Annotated in this window: 16 protein-coding genes; 13 read left to right on the top strand and 3 right to left on the bottom strand. The window is 54.7% G+C overall.

Annotated elements, in window-relative coordinates; all coding sequences use genetic code 11:
- Positions 1-63 precede the first annotated feature (63 nt).
- Entirely contained in the window at positions 64-1,218 is a 1,155-nt protein-coding gene (locus ABRZ28_RS00150; protein WP_319603854.1) for an MFS transporter, read from the bottom strand.
- A 535-nt stretch (positions 1,219-1,753) separates the two neighbouring features.
- Between ABRZ28_RS00150 and ABRZ28_RS00145 the strand changes: the two genes are divergently transcribed.
- The 3 genes from ABRZ28_RS00145 (at position 1,754) to ABRZ28_RS00135 (ending at position 5,008) form a co-directional block, all read left to right on the top strand.
- The gene (locus ABRZ28_RS00145) at positions 1,754-2,065 is read left to right on the top strand and encodes a hypothetical protein (protein ID WP_319603861.1); all 312 of its coding nucleotides are present in this window, start codon (positions 1,754-1,756) and stop codon (positions 2,063-2,065) included.
- Positions 2,066-2,293: 228 nt separating this feature from the next.
- On the top strand, positions 2,294-3,661 hold the full coding sequence (gene nhaA, locus ABRZ28_RS00140) for a Na+/H+ antiporter NhaA (RefSeq protein WP_319603862.1): 1,368 nt from the start codon (positions 2,294-2,296) through the stop codon (positions 3,659-3,661).
- A gap of 423 nt (positions 3,662-4,084) precedes the next feature.
- On the top strand, positions 4,085-5,008 hold the full coding sequence (locus ABRZ28_RS00135; protein WP_319603863.1) for a DUF3829 domain-containing protein: 924 nt from the start codon (positions 4,085-4,087) through the stop codon (positions 5,006-5,008).
- Positions 5,009-5,112: 104 nt separating this feature from the next.
- Here ABRZ28_RS00135 and ABRZ28_RS00130 read toward each other — a convergent pair whose 3' ends face one another.
- Positions 5,113-5,985: an SIS domain-containing protein gene (locus ABRZ28_RS00130; protein ID WP_330519191.1), complete on the bottom strand. Its 873-nt coding sequence runs from the start codon at positions 5,983-5,985 to the stop codon at positions 5,113-5,115.
- 163 nt (positions 5,986-6,148) lie between these two features.
- Here ABRZ28_RS00130 and murQ point away from each other — a divergent pair, with 163 nt between their 5' ends.
- From murQ to ABRZ28_RS00080, 10 genes are all read left to right on the top strand, one after another.
- Complete coding sequence (gene murQ, locus ABRZ28_RS00125) at positions 6,149-7,078, top strand: N-acetylmuramic acid 6-phosphate etherase (RefSeq protein ID WP_319603865.1); 930 nt, start codon at positions 6,149-6,151, stop codon at positions 7,076-7,078.
- Positions 7,062-8,507 (top strand): PTS N-acetylmuramic acid transporter subunit IIBC, encoded by a 1,446-nt coding sequence (gene murP / locus ABRZ28_RS00120; protein WP_319603866.1) that lies wholly within the window; start codon positions 7,062-7,064, stop codon positions 8,505-8,507. Before murQ ends, murP begins: the two co-directional genes overlap by 17 nt.
- Before the next feature lie 716 nt (positions 8,508-9,223).
- Entirely contained in the window at positions 9,224-9,673 is a 450-nt protein-coding gene (locus ABRZ28_RS00115; RefSeq protein WP_330519190.1) for a helix-turn-helix domain-containing protein, read from the top strand.
- 649 nt (positions 9,674-10,322) lie between these two features.
- Positions 10,323-10,877 carry a type 1 fimbrial major subunit FimA gene (gene fimA / locus ABRZ28_RS00110; protein WP_319603868.1) on the top strand — a complete coding sequence of 185 codons (555 nt, stop codon included), beginning with the start codon at positions 10,323-10,325 and terminating at the stop codon, positions 10,875-10,877.
- Between the two features lie 280 nt (positions 10,878-11,157).
- The gene (locus ABRZ28_RS00105; protein WP_413556140.1) at positions 11,158-11,823 is read left to right on the top strand and encodes a fimbria/pilus periplasmic chaperone; all 666 of its coding nucleotides are present in this window, start codon (positions 11,158-11,160) and stop codon (positions 11,821-11,823) included.
- Between the two features lie 92 nt (positions 11,824-11,915).
- Entirely contained in the window at positions 11,916-14,528 is a 2,613-nt protein-coding gene (locus ABRZ28_RS00100) for a fimbrial biogenesis usher protein (protein ID WP_330519189.1), read from the top strand.
- 74 nt (positions 14,529-14,602) lie between these two features.
- Positions 14,603-15,652 carry a fimbrial protein gene (locus ABRZ28_RS00095; protein WP_330519188.1) on the top strand — a complete coding sequence of 350 codons (1,050 nt, stop codon included), beginning with the start codon at positions 14,603-14,605 and terminating at the stop codon, positions 15,650-15,652.
- Between the two features lie 14 nt (positions 15,653-15,666).
- Entirely contained in the window at positions 15,667-16,236 is a 570-nt protein-coding gene (locus ABRZ28_RS00090; protein ID WP_330519187.1) for a fimbrial protein, read from the top strand.
- A gap of 46 nt (positions 16,237-16,282) precedes the next feature.
- On the top strand, positions 16,283-17,329 hold the full coding sequence (locus ABRZ28_RS00085; protein ID WP_330519186.1) for a fimbrial protein: 1,047 nt from the start codon (positions 16,283-16,285) through the stop codon (positions 17,327-17,329).
- Between the two features lie 13 nt (positions 17,330-17,342).
- Complete coding sequence (locus ABRZ28_RS00080) at positions 17,343-17,897, top strand: fimbrial protein (RefSeq protein WP_330519185.1); 555 nt, start codon at positions 17,343-17,345, stop codon at positions 17,895-17,897.
- A gap of 21 nt (positions 17,898-17,918) precedes the next feature.
- Here the strand turns inward: ABRZ28_RS00080 and ABRZ28_RS00075 are convergent, their stop codons facing one another.
- Entirely contained in the window at positions 17,919-18,659 is a 741-nt protein-coding gene (locus ABRZ28_RS00075) for a helix-turn-helix domain-containing protein (RefSeq protein WP_319603995.1), read from the bottom strand.
- Between the last annotated feature and the right edge of the window lie 4 nt (positions 18,660-18,663).

The raw sequence follows: 18,663 nt of genomic DNA, 5'->3' as shown, positions 1-18,663 counted from the left end.
GCGCGCCAAACGCCGGATATTTCTTCTTATCCCCGCACGCCGCCAGCGCGAATGGCTGCGATCTTATGCCCGGGCGCGCTGACCGCGGGAATAATACAGCACCAGCAGCAGCCCGAGGCCGGCGATCAACGCGCCGGCGACCGGGATATAGGCGTAACTCAGCCCGCCCGCGATCACCGCGCCGCCCGCGGCGGCGCCTAACGCATTGCCCAGATTAAACGCGCCGATATTGACCGATGCGGATAAGCCCGGCGCTTCATGGGCGACCCGCATCACGTTCATTTGCAGCGGCGGCACCACGCCAAAGGTCGCCATGCCCCATACAATCATGCTGAACGCCGCGCCGATTTCTGTTCTCGCCAGCCAGGGAATAGCCAGCATCGACACAATCAGCAGCAGAAAAAAGCCTTTCAGCGTCCCGTTAACCGAGCGATCGGCCAGGCGGCCGCCCAGATAGTTGCCGAGTGAAAAGCCGACGCCGATCAATATCAACATGACGGTGATAAACGCCGGCGACGCATCGGCGAGGGTGGCCAGCACCGGTGAAATGTAGGTGTACAGGGTGAACATGGCGCCGGCGCCCAGTACGGTGGTCAATAGCGACATCACCACCACCGGGCGGGTCAGCACCGCCAGCTCCTGGCGAACCTGCGGGCGCTGGCCCGCCTTTCCCGCTGGGAGCGACAGCAGCAGGCTTAGCATCGCCGCCAATCCCAATACGGATATCGCGGCAAAAGACATGCGCCAGCCGATCATTTCCCCTAGCCAGGTCGCCGCCGGCACGCCGCCGATATTGGCGATGGTCAAGCCCATAAACATGGTGGCGACGGCGCTGGCCTGTTTATCCCTGCTCACCACGCTGGCGGCGACCACCGATCCGAGGCCAAAAAAAGCGCCGTGATTCAGGCTGGTGATCAGGCGGGAAAGCAGCAGCACCGTATAGTTGGGCGAGAGCGCCGATAACAGATTTCCCAGGGTGAAAATGCTCATCAGGAAAATCAACGCGCTGCGATGGGAATAACGCGACAGCAGCAGGGTCATTACCGGCGCGCCGATCATCACGCCGATGGCATAGGCGCTGACTAGCATACCTGCCGCGGGGATGGAGACATCAACTCCGCGCGCGATAACCGGCAATAATCCCATTGGGGAGAATTCGGTGGTACCAATGGCGAATGCGCCTGTGGCTAAGGCCACCAGTGGAAAATTGAGTTTCATCGACAGCTAATCCTGATAATAGAGGAACGAAAGAAACCGGCCTTGCGTTATTTCTGAAACGGCCCTTGTCGGCGAATCCGCAGACAAAAAAGACATAAACATGCAGGCGCATTGTATCCGCTTCTGATATTCCAGATACAGTCTGATCGTGGCGAAAGATAATTGCTGTTCGATCAACAATAAACCTTTATCGCTCGTGCTGCGATTGACCCCACCCCAACCCTCCCCTTCGCAGGGGAGGGAGTTGCTCCTCCCCCTGACAAGGGGGAGGCCGGTAGGGGGTAGCGGCAGACATCGCTTATGCTGCGATTGATCTCACCCCAACCCTCCCTTCGCAGGGGAGGGAGTTGCTCCTCCCCCTGGCAAGGGGGAGGCCGGGTGGGGGTAACGGCAGACATCGCCTGTGCTGCGATTGACCCCACCCCAACTCTCCCTTCGCAGGGGAGGCCGGTAGGGGGGCGTGGCCAAATTCTGATTATTCAACAAGGTCATGTTAATCTGTTAAATCTCTTCATAAAAAACGGGAATGATTAACATGATAGTGCGCACATGGCACGGCTGCGTGCCGGTGGATTATGCTGAAGCATTTGCTAAACACCTTCAGCGTACCGGCGTTCAGCATTCAGCAGGGATCGACGGTAATCTGGGCGCGTTCGTCAGGCGTGAAACCCAGGGAGAGTGGGAACATTTTTTCCTGGCGACATATTGGCGGGACATCGCGGCGGTGACGGCGTTTGCCGGCGAGCATTATGCCGTGGCGGTGACCTATCCCGATGACGAACAGTTCGAATTACTGTCCGATCCTTATGTCTTTCACCATCAGGTCAACGCGGTGACGCCGTTATAACGCCCGGCGGCATTGTTGCCTTGTCGGTAAAATTCTCGTTTAGAATCCACCCGATGGGATTTAGCGTCGTGCGAAAGGATGAGGGCGGCGCGGCGGTTGCCGTCGCATAGCCGGCCTTGCCTCCCGACGCCGCGGCGTGATAAATTTTCGCCGGGTGTCGGCTGTATAGGACAGTCAGGCAGGTTATCATTTTGCGTTGGTCGGGCCGCCGCGCGGAGTTGTCACGTTATGAGGCGCGACCTGTCACCGCGTAAAATTCCCCGCGTTCGTCTGTTCGCCGAACGCGCTTTCGCCGCACTAGAACGTTTTGCCCATATCGAATCCGTCAGCGGCATTGTGTTGCTTGCCGCAGCGGCCGTCGCCTTAATCTGGGCTAATTCCCCTTTCGCCGCCAGCTACCATCAGTTATGGCATACGCCGGTTTCCCTGGCCGTCGGATCGTTTTCATTTTCTCAGCCGCTGCATTTCTGGATTAATGACGGGCTGATGGCGATCTTCTTTTTAGTGGTCGGCATGGAAATCAGGTATGAAATTCACGCCGGCGCGCTAAGTCATATCAAACAGGCGATGCTGCCGATCGTGGCCGCTTTCGGCGGCGTCGCGCTGCCCGCGTTGATCTATGTGTTGTTTAACAGCGACCCGACGCGTCATCACGGCTGGGCGGTACCCACCGCCACCGATATCGCTTTTGCCGTGGGCGTGCTTGCGCTGCTGGGGCGGGCGATTCCCGCCAATGTCCGGGTGTTTTTGCTCACGCTGGCGATTATCGACGACCTTGTCGCCATCGTGATGATTGCCCTCTTTTATTCCTCCGGGCTCGACTATAGCGGGCTGGCGATCGCCGGGGCCGGGATTTTACTGGTCTTCGGTTTGCAATTAATCGGTGTCGGCGCGGCGCTGGTCTATCTGATACCCGGCGTCATCATCTGGAGCGGTTTTCTGATTATGGGCGTGCATCCGACGATAGCGGGCGTGGTGCTCGGGCTCATCACGCCGGTATTCCCGGCGCGGACGCAGGAGTCCGCATTAGACAAGGTACGGCGCATCGGTAATGAGCTGGCGGGACGTTCCGCCCGCAATAATGATGCGAGCGGACTGGCCCAGCCTTTCCGCCAGTTGCGCGTAGCCAGACGCGAGCTGCTTCCCCCGGTGATGAGGGTGCAAATGGCGCTTCATCCGTGGGTGGCGTTTTTCATTATGCCCCTGTTTGCGCTGGCTAATGCCGGGGTCAGCATTCAGGGCGTCGATCTCTCGGCGCAGGGGGCTCATTGGGTGATGGTCGGCGTAATGGCCGGGCTGGTGATAGGAAAGCCGTTGGGCATCATCGGCGTAAGCTGGCTGATGGTGCGGATCGGCTTATGCAACCGACCGCCCGGCGTATCCTGGGGCGGCATCGTCCTGATCGGGCTGCTGGGGGGCATTGGCTTTACCATGTCCATCTTCATCGCCATGCTGGCGTTTGCCGATGCAAATCAACTGGGCGCGGCCAAGCTCGGCGTGTTGCTCGGTTCGCTGACGGCGGCCGTGTTGGGGATGGCATGGGGTACGTTGTACGCGAGGCGGACACGCGCGGTTAATGCCGGCGAACGCGATTAGCATCGATACGCGACATCGTCGGTTTTCGGCGATGTCGCCACTCGCCCTACTTCAGGCGACGGGTGCGCTGGCCGTATTACCCGGCCCATTTGCAGGCCTCTGCCCGGCAAGTCGCGTGCGTATTTGCTCCTGGAAGATTTGCCCGTCCCCTGGATTGCGCATCGGGATTTAATGAGAGATGCCTGCCTCTCGCCGGATGTTCCCCGCGAGTTTGTCCCTTACTTTCAGCGCTGCAAAGCTAATTATTTCAAGTTTATTATTCAGGATAGTCGCCGTATTTTTAATCTCTTTTTACGGCGGGAATACCATAAGATTTTCCTGAATTCAGCGCTTTAATTCGCGGCGTTTGATGTTGCGATAGAATGCCTGAAAAGACTATTATTCCGATACTCTTTCTATGGCTAAAATAAAGCGAATACTTATATGAATAATGCAAAAAAATTTACTCTCACTACCCTGTTTTCCGCGCTTTTACTGTGCGGTCTGGCCGGATGCGATGGGCCAGGCAAGGAGCCCACTGCCGCCGCCAGCAGCCAGTCCGAGGATCAAAAAGAGACGCAGGCTGTCGGTTATTACGTTGAAATAAGCAACCAGCTCAATAACATCGGTGGATTGGAAAGTGCGGCGAGCAGTTACGTACGGCAGAATATCGATAAAGGCGATAGTTCAGGCATTTATTCGCTGAAACTCACGCCGATTAATTATAATTACATCATGGAGCAATATACCAAGGCGGAGGCGTTAAATTATCAGGGGAGTCCTGAATTAACTCAGGCCGCCGCCGATTTAAAGAAACAGCTTGAAGTCTTGCATAATGAAGAGCAGCAACTAAAACAATATTATGACACGGCCGAATATAAAACAGATGATCTGGCTAAAGGGAAAAGCGCGGACGCCCGCATTAAGAATGAACTGAATCAGGCGTTGCGGAGTTACGCCGCTTTTCAGACGAAGCTGGACGTGGTGTATCACCAGAATCAGGGTAAGCAACTGGACGCGGTGAAAAAGGGCGGCAACATGTACGCCTATCATCAGTTGAAAAGCTTGAACCTGGCGGAACAGTTGGTTTCGCTGATCGAGTCGGCGGAAGATGTGCAGGATAAGGATAAAGTCGCCAAAGCGGATGCCATCGCCAAAGAGATGCAGGACAATCTTGCCAGCCTGCAACGGCTTATTGACCAGAATTCCGATCCTAAAAAAGCCGGCGTGACGAATAATTCGGTGATCAATTATCTTTATAGCGAGATTAACTATTACCGCCAGTTTAAAGAGTCAAAAGATCCGAGCGATCTTCAGTTTATGATCGGCGGCTACAACTCTGCGGTTGACTCTTACAATCGAGGATAAGCGTATCGCACGGCGCGCGGTGAATACTGTTTTGCCGCGCGTACCCTGCGGCGGCATCGCCTTGATCGGGCTGCTGGGGACATTGGCTTCACCATCTTCATTTCTCATCCGGCGCTCGGTTTGCTTAACCGATCGACCAGCGTTTGGCTTTGCTTGATAAAACGGCGGCTTTGTTCGCTGTTTTGCTGCAAAAGGCAGACAAACAGCAGGTCGATAATGGTGTTTTGCGCCGTTCTGGCGGAGATGGAAGAGCTGCGCCAGCGGGTTTCATCCGCGACGGTATCCAGCGTGTAGTCCGCCAGTTCGCGCAGCGGATTATGTTGCAGGGCGGTAATGGCGATCAGCGTCGCGCCGCTTTTTTTAGCGGCCTCGGCGGCAATCAGCAGTTCCCGCCGTTTACCGGAAAATGAAATGATGATTTGCACATCGGCGGCGTTGAGGGACTGAGCGACGGTGATCTGCACATGGCTATCCAGTTCATGCATAACCGGATAGCCGATTTTCATCAGCTTATAGGCCAGATCCTTGGCGACCAGCGATGAACTGCCCACGCCGATAATCTGAATGCGTTTGGCGGACTGGATGTGCGAAACCGCCTGCTGTAGCTGGGCGAAATCAAGACTATCGGTGGTATCCCGCAGCGCTTTTTGTTTTTCCGCGCATAACTTCTCGGCGATCGCCGGCAGGCTGTCATCACTGCTGATGGCGTTATGAATGTGCGAACTTCGCTGTTTTTGCCGCGATGCCTGCTGTCCCCACTCTTCGATTAACGCCAGCTTAAGATTGGTAAAGCCTTTCAGGCCCAGTTTCTGGGCGAATTTGATAATGCTGGATTGGCTGATGCCCAGTACGGCCGCCAGTCCCTGCGAGGAAAGCTGTTTTAACGCCGCCGGATTTTCCAGCACGTAATCCGCGATCTTGCGCTCGCCAGGGGTAAATATCGCTTTGTTCTGAATAATTTTTTGCGTGTATCTCATGGTGGAAACTCACATAGCCGACGCCTGATCCAAGCCATCTTACGTTGCCGATGACGAAAAACAAAATGGGCGACGAAGGTCTCAGAGTAATAAAATATTATTTTATTTGCCCATTATCAGGTATAAATTATTCCTTACTGTACAAATATGACGCAACCCGCTTATGAAAATAGATTTATCCAACCTGGTGACCGAGAGCCGCAATCAGGCAAGTGAAAATATTGATACGCTGCCGACGCTGGAGATGCTTCAGGTTATTAATGCCGAAGATCAAAAGGTGGCCTTTGCCGTCGAGCGGGTATTGCCGCAGGCGGCGCAGGCCGTGGACGCGATTAGCGCCGCTTTTACCCGCGGCGGCCGCCTGATTTACTGTGGCGCGGGTACCTCAGGCCGGCTGGGCATTCTGGACGCCAGCGAATGTCCGCCGACTTACGGCACGCCGCGCGGGCAGGTCGTCGGCCTGATCGCCGGCGGACATCCGGCGATTTTGCAGGCGGTGGAGAATGCCGAAGATAACGCGGCGCAGGGCGAGCAGGATCTGCGCGATCTGAATTTCAATTCCCGCGATGTGCTGGTGGGGATCGCCGCCAGCGGCCGTACGCCTTACGTCCTGGGGGCAATGCGCTATGCCCGTACGTTGGGCGCTGCGGTGGTCGCGCTGACCTGTAACCCGAATAGCGAAATGAGCCGGCTGGCGGATATCGCCATCGAGCCTGTGGTCGGCGCCGAGGTGGTGACCGGCTCATCGCGGATGAAAGCGGCGACGGCGCAGAAGCTGGTACTGAATATGCTGACCACCGGGTCGATGATCCGCAGCGGCAAAGTGTACGGCAACCTGATGGTGGATGTCGAAGCCACCAACGCCAAACTGGTGCAGCGCCAGATCAACATCGTCATGCAGGCCACGGAATGCAGTCAGCAGCGCGCAAGCGAGGCGCTGAGCCAGTGCGGCAACCACTGCAAAACGGCGATTGTCATGGTGCTGGCCCATCTTTCCGCCGCTGACGCCAGCAGGCTTCTGAAGCGCAACAACGGCTTTATCCGCGCGGCATTACACGACACAGGACATCACCACGATGGCGAAAATAAATGAAGCCCTGATTGAACAGATCCTCGGTCATGTGGGCGGCGGCGGCAATATCGCGCTTTGCGGCAACTGCATGACGCGACTGCGTTTAACGCTGCAAGACCGGGAGTTGGTCGAACTCGATGAACTGAAACGTATCGCCGGCGTGATGGGCGTAATTGAGGGCGACGATCAGCTACAGATTGTTCTTGGCCCCGGTAAAGCGCAAACCGCCGCCGACATAATGAACGCGCGGCTAAGCCGCGACGCGCCGGAAAATTCCGCCGTGAGCCGGGATCTCAAGTCGATCGCCGCGGAAAATAAGCAGCAGATCAAAGCGAAACAAAGCAGCGCTATTCATCGCTTTTTCACCAAGTTCGCCACTATCTTTACGCCGCTGATCCCCGGTTTTATCGCTGCCGGTCTGCTGTTGGGGATCGCGACCCTGCTGGAGCAAAGTCTGGTGCTGGGCGTTGAGTCGCCCGACCAACGACTGGTCGGCGCCATCGGTTATATGAAGGTCTTCAGCAAGGGATTGTTCGCCTTTTTGAGCATTCTGATCGGCCATAACGCGCAAAAGGCGTTCGGCGGCACCGGCGTGAACGGCGCCATCATCGCTTCGCTGTTTGTGTTGGGCTATGTACCCGACGCCAAAGTAGGCTTCTATGCGGGAATCGATAACTTCTTCGGCCTGCCCATCGACCCCCGAGGCAGCATTATCGGCGTACTGATCGCCACGATTATGGGCGCCTGGGTTGAGCGTACGGTGCGGAAATTTATGCCCGACAACCTGGATATGATCCTGACTTCGCTGATTACTCTGCTGATTATGGGGGCGGTGACGTTCGTGGTGATCATGCCGGTCGGGGGCGAACTGTTTAAGGGGATGTCATGGCTGTTCTTGCATCTGAATGGCAACCCGATTGGCAGCGCGGTGCTGGCCGGGTTATTCCTGATCGCCGTCATGTTCGGCGTTCACCAGGGCTTTGTTCCGGTCTATTTCGCGCTGATGGATGCCCAGGGATTTAACTCGCTGTTTCCGATTCTGGCGATGGCCGGCGGCGGGCAGGTCGGGGCGTCGGCGGCGCTGTTCGTCAGAGCGAAAGCCGGCTCGGTGCTGCGTACTCAGATCAAAGGGGCGATCATTCCGGGCATTCTCGGTATTGGCGAACCGTTGATTTACGGGGTCACGCTGCCCAGGCTGAAACCCTTTGTCACCGCCTGTCTGGGCGGCGCGGCCGGGGGATTTTTCATCGGTCTGGTCGCCTATCTGGGCTTGCCTGTCGGCCTGAATACCGTTTTCGGTCCTTCCGGCGTGGTGTCTATTCCGCTGATGACCTCCGGGCAGGGCATTTATGCCGGTATCGGGGTATACGTCGCGGGATTGCTGGTGTCCTATGCGGCGGGGTTCGTATTGACCTGGTTTTTCGGCAGTAAAAATGTCGATTTAAGCTGAGCGAAGGCGAGCAAGGCGTAACCCGGTTGCCGGGGCGCTTTGCCGATTTATCTACAAAATGGCACAGAATTTGACATATCTGTTTAACATTTCTTGTCACCTGACAATAGGATAATTCTTCTTTATCACCTGGTTGAGGCTATTTGGCCGATAATTAATCGAATTATATGCTGCCGTTTTGGGTTTATATTGTTTTTTCCTCCTTCTTGCTCTATTTTATCTCTATTTTTAGATATATGTTCTTTTTTATTTATTTTTTTTCGTTTGGCAGAAAATGTAAGGATTTTGTCTATACTTCAACTGTTTTTCCTCTGTGTGTCGTTATTAAAAATAAATATGGAGGATGGTTTATTTCTTTTGCTTTAAATAGTTTTAAGTTAACAACATATCCCAAAGTAGAATTCAATTACGCGGGAAATAGATAGTCATATTTTTCATTTCATAATATGGCTAAATAATACAATTGAGCACGCTTATTGACTGGCTCGAAATTCATCAGGATGGTCTACTCCTGATGGATAACGTTCTGGTGTTTTATTTTTGACAAGGTTATTCGAATGGTTGATCTACAGCAATCCATACATCGTCTGACAAGAACGCTTTCTCCGCATGCTCGCTTAGCAACGCCCAGTGAAATTGTAAAGGGAAAACGACGCTATCACCTTCGCTCCGACGGCGAGCAATTTATCTATTTTCTTGATGAGGGCGAGTTTTTAATGAAGCGAACACGGGATAATAAAGTTATCTCGGTTATTTTACCGCCGGCAGTTGTGGGCTGGTCTTTAGCCGTATTCGGCGGTGATGATATCTATATCGAAAGGGTGGATTATGGAAAAATAAGATGTCTGCCGTTCGATCTTGCTTTCAGGGTGGTCACCGCCTATCAGCGGTTTGACGACGTGCTGAATATCGTCAATTTCTGGTTTCATCAACTGGTTGATTTTTGTGTCGATAACGACGGAGATTCGAACTTCGTCGTAAGGAATATGCTGATTTCATTGCATAATCTCCCGCCGGACGTCAGACAGCATTTCAGCGTGTTAAACTATATCGCCGAGCGAAGCTCGTTATCGAAAAGTACCATCTTCAGGATCTTGAAGAAATTACAGTCGGAAAACGCGATTGAATTGGAACGAGGGCGATTGAAAAGTATCTCGTTTAGCTAGTTTTTATATTGGCTTATCTTATAAATACTTGATCTGGTCGTGTGATTTAATCTTTTTCTGTAATGTAAGAGATTAGGTTACGCGACGCTATCATTTTCAATGAATTTCATTTCTTTATTTCCCTTCCTATTGTTCATCCTGTTTTTTTAGTTAATTTAATATTAATTTATTTATTTTTATTTGCTGCTTAAGCCGCTTGGTTGTTGTGGAATAACGTTTTTTATTGATGTTTTACAATTTTTTAATATTTCAATTCATATGGTTTTTTTTATTTTACTTTGCAATTTAAGGTTTTTGTGAGCTATCAGTGGTTTTGCAGTTTTTTATTTTGCTGCTGACGTTTCAATCATCACTCTTTGGTTTTTTGTTCTATTTCCGTTTTTCGCTTTGCGTTTTAGTTTTGTATTGCCGGCATTTTCTGGTCGATTGGTCTGTGGGGCGGTTTTTTGAAAATAATAAGGGGCGGCAAGGATGTTGTGTATGTCTTTTCTCTCGATGTAACTGCACTGGAGTCTATTTAAGCGCGTTCTTAGCACGTTTTTATATTGATTTCAGGATGGAAGATGAGAAATAACCTCGTGGGCAATAAACCACATTCATTTATCAGCCACTAACGTGGCCCTTTATTGGTAATAAGGAATCGTCACTTATGCGTAAATTACTACTCAGTGCCCTGATCGGCGCATCAATGCTGTCGTCTGGCCTGGCTGCCGCCGCAACAACCGTTAATGGCGGTACAGTTCATTTTAAAGGCCAAATTGTTAACGCCGCCTGCGCCGTCAGCACCAATTCTGCCGACCAGACGGTAAACCTGGGCCAGTACCGTACCGCTAACTTCACCAGCGTGGGGGCCTATTCCGCCAAAGTGCCATTCACTATCAAACTGGAAGATTGTGATACCACGGTATCGACTACCGCAGCGGTTGCCTTTAATGGTTCAGCTGATACCAGCGACAACACCGTACTGGCTACCAGCAACATCAGCAGTGGCGGCGCCGGTACCGCTGGCGGCGTAGGTATCGAAATTTCCGACAGCAAAGGTAGCGTACTGACGCCAAATGGTTCCACTTTCTCCGCCGCGCAGACTCTGGTCAACGGCGGCACCAATACGCTGAACTTTACCGCACGTTATAAATCAACTCTGGCTACGGTAACGCCTGGTCAGGCTGATGCGGATGCCACCTTTACTATGCAGTACGAATAATTCGGCAGTACGAATAATTCGCAACATGTATCAAGGACGTGAATAAAGCCAGGGATGGCTGATTCAGTTGAAAAGGGCTATTGCAAGGACATCCCTTCACCGTCACCGAGCGGTGGCGCTCCGTCGCTCCCATTTTCGCCTGTCGTCCGACCGAAACGCAGCCGCTAACGCCTTAAACAGCTGACTGTTCAGCGTCTATTTTTATGCATCAACGAGGTCTAACGTGTTCAATACCCCATTATTACATGCTATGCCGCTACGTCGATTAGCCCGCGTCGGCATGGTATTTCTTTCTCTGTTGACGGTTTCTCACGCCGTGCAGGCCGGGGGCATCGGGCTTGGCGCAACGCGTGTTATTTATCCCGCCGGCGCGCCCCAGACATCACTGGCTATTAATAATAGCGATGAGAAATCGCGTTTTCTGATTCAGTCCTGGGTAGAAGACAGCACCGGTAATAAAACCACCGAGTTCGTCGTTACGCCGCCGCTGTTCGTTGTGAATCCCAAAGGGGAAAACACGCTGCGTATTATGTATGTCGGCAAACCGCTGCCCACTGACCGAGAGTCTGTCTTCTGGATGAACGTCAAGGCGATTCCTTCGGTGGATAAAAATGAACTTCAGGACAAAAATGTACTGCAACTGGCGGTCTTGTCCCGCATCAAAATGTTCGTTCGCCCCGCCAATCTGGATGTTTCGCCCGTCGATGCGCCAAGCCAACTGCGTTTCACTCGCGTCGGCGAGACGGCCCATATCGAAAATCCCTCTCCTTATTACATTACGTTGGTAAACATCTACCGGAGCGGGAAAAAACTGCCTAACACCATGGTGCCGCCCAAAGGCAGCATTTCGATACCGCTTCCGGCCGGAACCAGCGGTGATCTGACCTATCAGACCATCAACGATTACGGCGCCAATACGCCTAAAGCGAACGGCGTGCTGAAGTGATTTTTCCGCATGGCCAATGGCGCCGAGATTAAAGCAATGACCCGATTTTCGCGCGCGGGCGTGTTTTCGTTATAAACAGCGAGGATTTTCGAATGCAGTCGCTCATCCCTGTACCTTGTCGTCTGAAGCCGCTTTATCAGGCGATGATATTGAGCATCGCGCTCCCATTCGGCGGCGCATCGGCAGAAGAGTATTTTAATCCATCGTTTCTATCGAACGATCCGTCCGCCGTTGCCGACCTGTCGCGTTTTGAACGGGGTGAAGGACAGCCGCCCGGTCTTTATCGTGTGGATATTTATATCAACGACGAATTCGTCGCTTCGCGCGACGTCGCCTTTCATGACCGACCGGCCGCCGCGAAAACCGCATCCGTTCCAGATAATACCGGGCTGGAGGCCTGCCTGACGCGCCCGATGCTGGAACAGTTCGGCGTGAATGTCGGCGGCATCAACGCTATCGCGGACGCGCCAAAAGATAAATGCCTCTCGTTGCCGACGGCAATCCCTGACGCCACGAGTACCTTCGACTTCGGGCTGCAACGCCTCTATCTCAGCGTGCCGCAAATCGCGCTGAGTCACAACGGGCGCGGCTACATTCCGCCGGAGCAGTGGGACGACGGCATCACCACCGCGCTGCTCAATTACCATTTCACCGGCAGCAACACCTCCGGCGATACGCGCAGCGACAATTACTTTCTCAATTTAGACAGCGGGATTAACTGGCAGGGCTGGCGTTTGCGTGACTTTTCCACCTGGAACTACAGCAAGCAGCGCAACGCCAGCAACAGCGATTGGCAACACGTTAGCACCTACCTGCAACATGCCGTTACCCCCTGGCGCAGCCAGGTGACGCTCGGCGATAGCACGACGCCCGGCGAAGTGTTCGACAGTCTGGGATTTCGCGGCGTGCAGTTGGCCTCCGACGACACCATGCTGCCGGACAGCCTGCGCGGTTTCGCGCCTACGATCCGCGGCATCGCCAAAAGCAACGCCCGGGTCACCGTCCGACAAAACGGCTATGTGATTTATCAGGCTTATGTCGCGCCGGGCGCGTTCGTTATCAACGACTTGTACCCCACGTCATCGAGCGGCGATTTGCAAGTGACCGTGACTGAAAGCGACAACAGCGTCAATAGCTTTAACATCCCTTATTCGGCGGTGCCGCTGCTGCAACGCGAAGGTCACATTAAATACGCCGTTACGCTGGCGGAATACCGCAGCAACCTTAGCCAGCAGAGTAAACCAAAATTCGCGCAGGGTACCCTGATCTGGGGATTGCCGTACGGCACTACGCTGTATGGCGGCAGCCAATTATCGGACGACTACAAATCTGTGGCGATCGGCGCGGGGCAGAACCTGGGGAATTGGGGGGCGTTATCTCTGGATGTCACGCAAGCCCATACCAGACTCTCGGACGACAGTGAACATGACGGACAGTCGCTGCGTTTCTTATATGCTAAATCGCTTAACGAATTCGGCACCAACTTTCAACTGCTCGGCTACCGTTACTCCACCAAGGGGTTCTTTACGCTGGATGAAGCCAGCTACAAGAATATGCGCGGTTATACCCTAGACGATACGGTGACCGATCGCGTCGTCTATCGCGACTATTACGACCTGCGCCACGCCAAGAAAAGCCAAATGCAGGCCAATATTTCTCAGCAACTGGGCGATGGGTTGGGTTCGCTGTTCTTTTCCGCCAACCGGCAGACCTATTGGCAGAGCGATCGCACCAACGACCTGTGGCAAGCGGGCTATAGCGGCAACTATAACCACATTAGTTATAACCTGACGTACAGCTACAACAAGAGCCGGGCGCTTGACGATAGCGATCGGATGGTTTCGATCAACCTCTCGTTACCGCTTGGCGAATGGCTGAGTCCCGTGCGCAACAAAGGCATCTTCAGCAGTTCCAGCAACAGCGCTTACGCGACCTATAACGCCACCGCCGACAACCATCACCGCACCGTTCATCAGGCTGGCGTCAGCGGCACCTTGCTGGAAGACAATAATCTTAATTACAGCGTTCGTCAGGGCTACGGCAATAAAAACATCGGCTATAGCGGCGGCGCCGACCTCAACTATCAGGGCGCTTACGGCAATAGCAACGTCGGTTATAGCTATTACCGAGATTACCATCAGGTTAATTACGGCTTGGATGGCGGCATCGTCGCTCACGCCAACGGCATCACCCTCAGTCAACCGCTGGGCGACACCAATGTGCTGATCAAAGCGCCTGGCGCGGAAGATGTGAGACTAAACAATACCACCGGCATTCGCACCGACCGTCGCGGTTATGCGGTGATCCCCTACGCCAGCGTGTATCGCGCCAACCGCATTGCGCTGGATGTCGATTCGCTCAAGACCAATACCGAAGTCGACAACGCGGTGGTGAACGTGGTGCCGACGCGCGGCGCATTGGTACTGGCGGACTTTCACGCCCATGTGGGCAGCCGCGTGTTGATTACGCTGCAACAGCGCAACGGCAAGATTGTGCCGTTCGGGGCGCAAGTGACGCGTACCGACAGTGACTACACCGGCATCGTCGGCGATAACGGCCAGGTGTTCCTGTCCGGCTTGCCGAAAAACGGCACGCTGAAAGTTGAATGGGGCGGCGGCGCGCAGCAGCAGTGTCTGGTCGATTACACCTTGCCCGGCGGCAGCGAAAATCAGCCGATTACTTACCTCAAATCCGGATGCCAGTAACGCGAAACGTCGCACATGCTGCGCGACGGCGATCAAGATCGACCAACAGTATTTGCATGAAAAGCGGAACACTAATGAAAAAACTTGTAAAAGAAATCGTCTGCGTCACGCGCGGCAAGGCGCTGGGGATCGCGCTGACGGCGGGGGCGCTGGGGCTGCCGCAGTTGGGATGGGCCGTTCAGTGCAATACGACCACCGGTTCCCCGACTACCTACAATTTTAATTATACGATCGCCTCAAGCCAGAACTATGCCGGTTATGAAACCGGCTGGCGGAATGAAAGCGCTTCAGGCTCCTCGTCGATCGGCGGCGGATGTAAAGGCGGTCCCGATACCTATTTCACCTCAAAGGTCGGCCCGTCGCTGACCTTCGCCGTCGCCGAAGGCGATACCAAATGGTACGACATCAGCGGCAATGATTATCTGCAAGTCGCCTCGCAGATCGCCATCAATAACGTCAATCTGGGACAACTTCAGTACCAGTATGTGCCGTTCACCGACGTCAATAATTACTGTAACGGCCGCTGCGGTACAACCCTGGCCAGCGGCAGCAAGGTACGGGTCAACTTTCGCATCAAACGTCCTTTCGTCGGTATCACGACGATATCCTCCATTCCGATTTTTTATCTGTACGCCAATCAGGGCGGCGCGGGGCAGGGAACCGGCAGCCCGCTGGCCGTAGGCTATTTGAGCGGTACGGTCACGGTGCCGCAAAGCTGTGAGCTGAATGCCGGCCAGATCATCAGTATTGATTTCGGCAGCGTGTCCGCCGGCGCGTTCAAAACCGTCGGTCAAAAAGCGGAGGGCGTCACGCCAGTCAGCCGTAACATCGGTATTCAGTGCAAGGGTATTGAAGCGCAGACCAGCCTGTCGCTGCGCGTGCAGGCCGATACGGTGAAAGACAATATGATCGTGTCCGACAACGCCGATATCGGCTTCATCATCACCGACGGCGACAACAATCCGTTGACGCCCAACACCCTGTCGAGCGTGATCCCGTTCGTCCTTGACGATGCCGCCAGCGCCAATGTCAGGATAGGCGCTTATCCGGTCAGCGTCACCGGCAAGACGCCGCAGGTCGGACTGGCGACAGGTAAAGGCTATTTGCGCGTCGACTTTTACTAGCAGGAGGAAATCAGGTGACTGCTTCTTTATCTCTCCATTCGACCGCCCGCGCAGCCGGGCGTCGCGGCTTGAAATTCGGCGTTGGCCTGCTGCTCGTCATACTGGCGCCGTCCGCGCTGGCGGATTTGGGGCTGAGCAATGTGCAGTTGACCGTCACGGTGCTTGCCAACAGTTGCGTCGTCAGCCAGGACAGCGTGAACAAAACCGTGGATCTGGGGAACTGGGCCAGCAAGCAATTTATCGGCGCGCAGCAAAGCCCGTACCCGACTCGCTTCCAGATTACCCTGGAGGACTGCGGCGCGGCGACGACCGGCGTACAAGTCACTTTTACCGGCACGCAAGACGCCAACGATAGCACGCTGCTGGCGCTCAATAGCGACAGTTCGGCCTCGAATGTCGCGGTGGCGATTTTGGATAAAGATCGCAATCGCATTGCTATCGGTCAGCCGAGCGAAGTTTACGCGCTGACCGCCGGCGGCGGTAATCAACCCTTGACGTTCTACGGGCAGTACGTGCGAACCGGCGCCGCCGTGACGCCCGGCTCGGCCAATGCCGACGCCACTTTTACACTGAGTTACCAGTAACCGCGGGACAGTAAACCAGCAGGCGCCATGCCAAGGCGGAGTAGTTATGCAAAGAGCAGTAATAACGTTAATCGGATTGAGAGTAAAAGAACAGTGGCAGCTAATGCTGGCCGTATTCTGTTTTTTGGCCGCGCAGCACGCCCTGGCGATACAGTGCAATACCGCGGCGGGTACGCCCGTGAATTATGATTTCAATTTTCAGTTCGCCTCGCAGCAAAACTATGTCGGCTATACCACCGGCTGGAACCAAAAAACAGACAGCGGTTCGTATACCATTAGCGGCGGATGTAATAATAGAGATACCGTCTATTATACCGCCCAGCCAGGATCCTCCCTGAGCTTCTCTTTTTCCGACGGCTCCGCTAACTGGTACGACATTATCGGCAATGATTATTTGCAGGTCGCCTCGCAGATCTACGTGTATAACGCATCGGGCGGCAGTAGCTATCACAATGTTCCCTTTGTCGATTTATCCAATAACTGTAACGGCCGCTGCGGCGGCATGGCGACCACCGGCAGCCGGGTACAGGTGAGTTTCCGCATTAAACGCAAATTCGTCGGCGTGACGACGCTGCCGCTAATGCCCATCTTCGCTGTGTACGGCAATCAAGGCAGCCTGGGGCAGGGAACCGGATCCCCTCTGGTGCAAGGTTTTTTGAGCGGTACGATGACGGTGCCGCAAAGCTGTACGCTGAATGCGGGGCAAGTGATCTCCATCGATTTCGGCAATATTTCCACCGGCGCATTCAGCTCGGCCGGAAGCAAGCCTGACGGCGTGAAAGCGGCCACCCGGACGATCGGCATCGCCTGTAACGGCATTGAGGCTCAGACCAACCTGTCGCTGCGCGTTCAGGCGGATACGGCGTCCGGGAATGCGATTGTCTCCGATAACAGCGATGTCGGCTTCGTCGTGACCGACAGCAGCAGTCGCCCGCTGACGCCTAACGACCTCTCCAGCGTGCTGCCCTTTACGCTGGATGACAACGCCAGCGCCAACGTGACGATCACCGCTTACCCGGTCAGCGTAACGGGCAATACGCCAGAGGCGGGCGTCGTGAGCGCGCTGGCCTATCTGCGCGTCGACTTTGACTGATGGAGGCGTCACGATGATATTGTCTGCTATTTGGCGCCGTCGGGCGTCGGCCAAGCATCTGGCATTGGCGGCCGGGTTGTGGGGCGGTTTGTTGTCCGCACACGCGGAGCTGGGATCAACGAATATGCGGCTCACCGCGACACTGGTGTCGAACAGTTGTGCGGTCAGCGTGGCTTCGCAGGAGCAAACCGTCAATATGGGAACGCTGGCCGCAAAGCAGTTCACCGCAGGTAAAGCGGGGGCGGATCCGGTCAGGTTTGCCGTCAATCTTGAACGCTGCGGTTCGGCGGTGTCTTCGGTCTCCGCCACGTTTTCCGGTACGGCGGATGCGAACGACTCGACGCTGTTGGCGTTGAATAGCGAAAGCACCGCCGCGCATGTCGGTATCGCGATTCTGGATAAAGATCGCAATCGTATTCCGCTTGGCGGTGCGAGCGAGCAATACCCGTTGACCGCCGGCGTCAGCAATGCGCAACTGGTGTTCTACGGCCAGTATGTGGCGACGCAGGATAGCGTGACCGCCGGTTCCGCCAACGGCGACGCCACCTTTACGCTGACTTACCAGTAAAATTCCGTCCGCCGGCGGCCGCTAATAACCCTGTTTTTCAGCAAAATAGCCGCCGGGCGTAATTCCGAAGCGTTGACGAAAAACCGCGATATAGGCGCTGACGTTTTCGTAGCCGCAGGCCGTAGCGACGTTGCCGACGGGATCGCCTTTCGCCAATAGTTCCATGGAGCGCAACAGACGGGCTTGCTGACGCCAGTGCGCGAAATTGAGCCCCGTTTGCGCCAGAAAAAGCCGGCTCAGCGTTCGCGCGCTCAAGCCGCCATAATCGGCCCATTGCGACTGAGGGCGGGGATCGGCCGGATTTTCGAGTATTTCGCGCGCGACTTTCAGCGCCCGGTTATCCTGCGGCATCGGCAGATGCGACGGCGCCGTCGGGGCTGATGACAGTTCGTCGATGAGAACCTGAACCAGGCGCAGATGTTGTGCCGTTAATGAAGTCGCATTCAGGTTGGCGATACGTTCCACCAGCGCCTGCAATAGGCGATTTGCGCTGAAAATTTGCGGCGCGGTAGGGAGTTCCCGACAATATTCCGCCGTCAGATAGAGGATAAATCCCGTCATATGACCAAAAGCGCATGCCTGATGGGCGACATGCGGCGGAAACCAGCCAATACAACCCGGCGTCAACGCCCCTTGTTGAACCGGCGTCTCAAGCGTAATCATGCCCCGATTTAACCAGTAAAGCTGGCCTGCGTCATGCTGGTGCCAGGGCGTTAGGTGCTTTTTCGTATGTTCCAGTTTTTCGCTGCGGATAATCATTATGGCT

Origin of the sequence: Brenneria sp. g21c3 (genome assembly GCF_040240345.1) — a bacterium.
Taxonomy (GTDB): Bacteria; Pseudomonadota; Gammaproteobacteria; order Enterobacterales; family Enterobacteriaceae; genus Brenneria.
Note: the sequence above shows the minus strand (reverse complement) of the source record. Positions and strands in the feature narration are given on the sequence as shown.

Coding starts and splice junctions, on each gene's coding strand:
- ABRZ28_RS00135 (WP_319603863.1), top strand. CDS start 4,085: ATGAATAATGCAAAAAAATTTACTCTCACTACCCTGTTTTCCGCGCTT.
- ABRZ28_RS00150 (WP_319603854.1), bottom strand. CDS start 1,218: ATGAAACTCAATTTTCCACTGGTGGCCTTAGCCACAGGCGCATTCGCC.
- ABRZ28_RS00085 (WP_330519186.1), top strand. CDS start 16,283: ATGCAAAGAGCAGTAATAACGTTAATCGGATTGAGAGTAAAAGAACAG.
- murQ (WP_319603865.1), top strand. CDS start 6,149: ATGAAAATAGATTTATCCAACCTGGTGACCGAGAGCCGCAATCAGGCA.
- ABRZ28_RS00080 (WP_330519185.1), top strand. CDS start 17,343: ATGATATTGTCTGCTATTTGGCGCCGTCGGGCGTCGGCCAAGCATCTG.
- ABRZ28_RS00130 (WP_330519191.1), bottom strand. CDS start 5,985: ATGAGATACACGCAAAAAATTATTCAGAACAAAGCGATATTTACCCCT.
- ABRZ28_RS00115 (WP_330519190.1), top strand. CDS start 9,224: ATGAAGCGAACACGGGATAATAAAGTTATCTCGGTTATTTTACCGCCG.
- nhaA (WP_319603862.1), top strand. CDS start 2,294: ATGAGGCGCGACCTGTCACCGCGTAAAATTCCCCGCGTTCGTCTGTTC.
- ABRZ28_RS00100 (WP_330519189.1), top strand. CDS start 11,916: ATGCAGTCGCTCATCCCTGTACCTTGTCGTCTGAAGCCGCTTTATCAG.
- fimA (WP_319603868.1), top strand. CDS start 10,323: ATGCGTAAATTACTACTCAGTGCCCTGATCGGCGCATCAATGCTGTCG.
- ABRZ28_RS00105 (WP_413556140.1), top strand. CDS start 11,158: ATGGTATTTCTTTCTCTGTTGACGGTTTCTCACGCCGTGCAGGCCGGG.
- ABRZ28_RS00095 (WP_330519188.1), top strand. CDS start 14,603: ATGAAAAAACTTGTAAAAGAAATCGTCTGCGTCACGCGCGGCAAGGCG.
- ABRZ28_RS00145 (WP_319603861.1), top strand. CDS start 1,754: ATGATAGTGCGCACATGGCACGGCTGCGTGCCGGTGGATTATGCTGAA.
- murP (WP_319603866.1), top strand. CDS start 7,062: ATGGCGAAAATAAATGAAGCCCTGATTGAACAGATCCTCGGTCATGTG.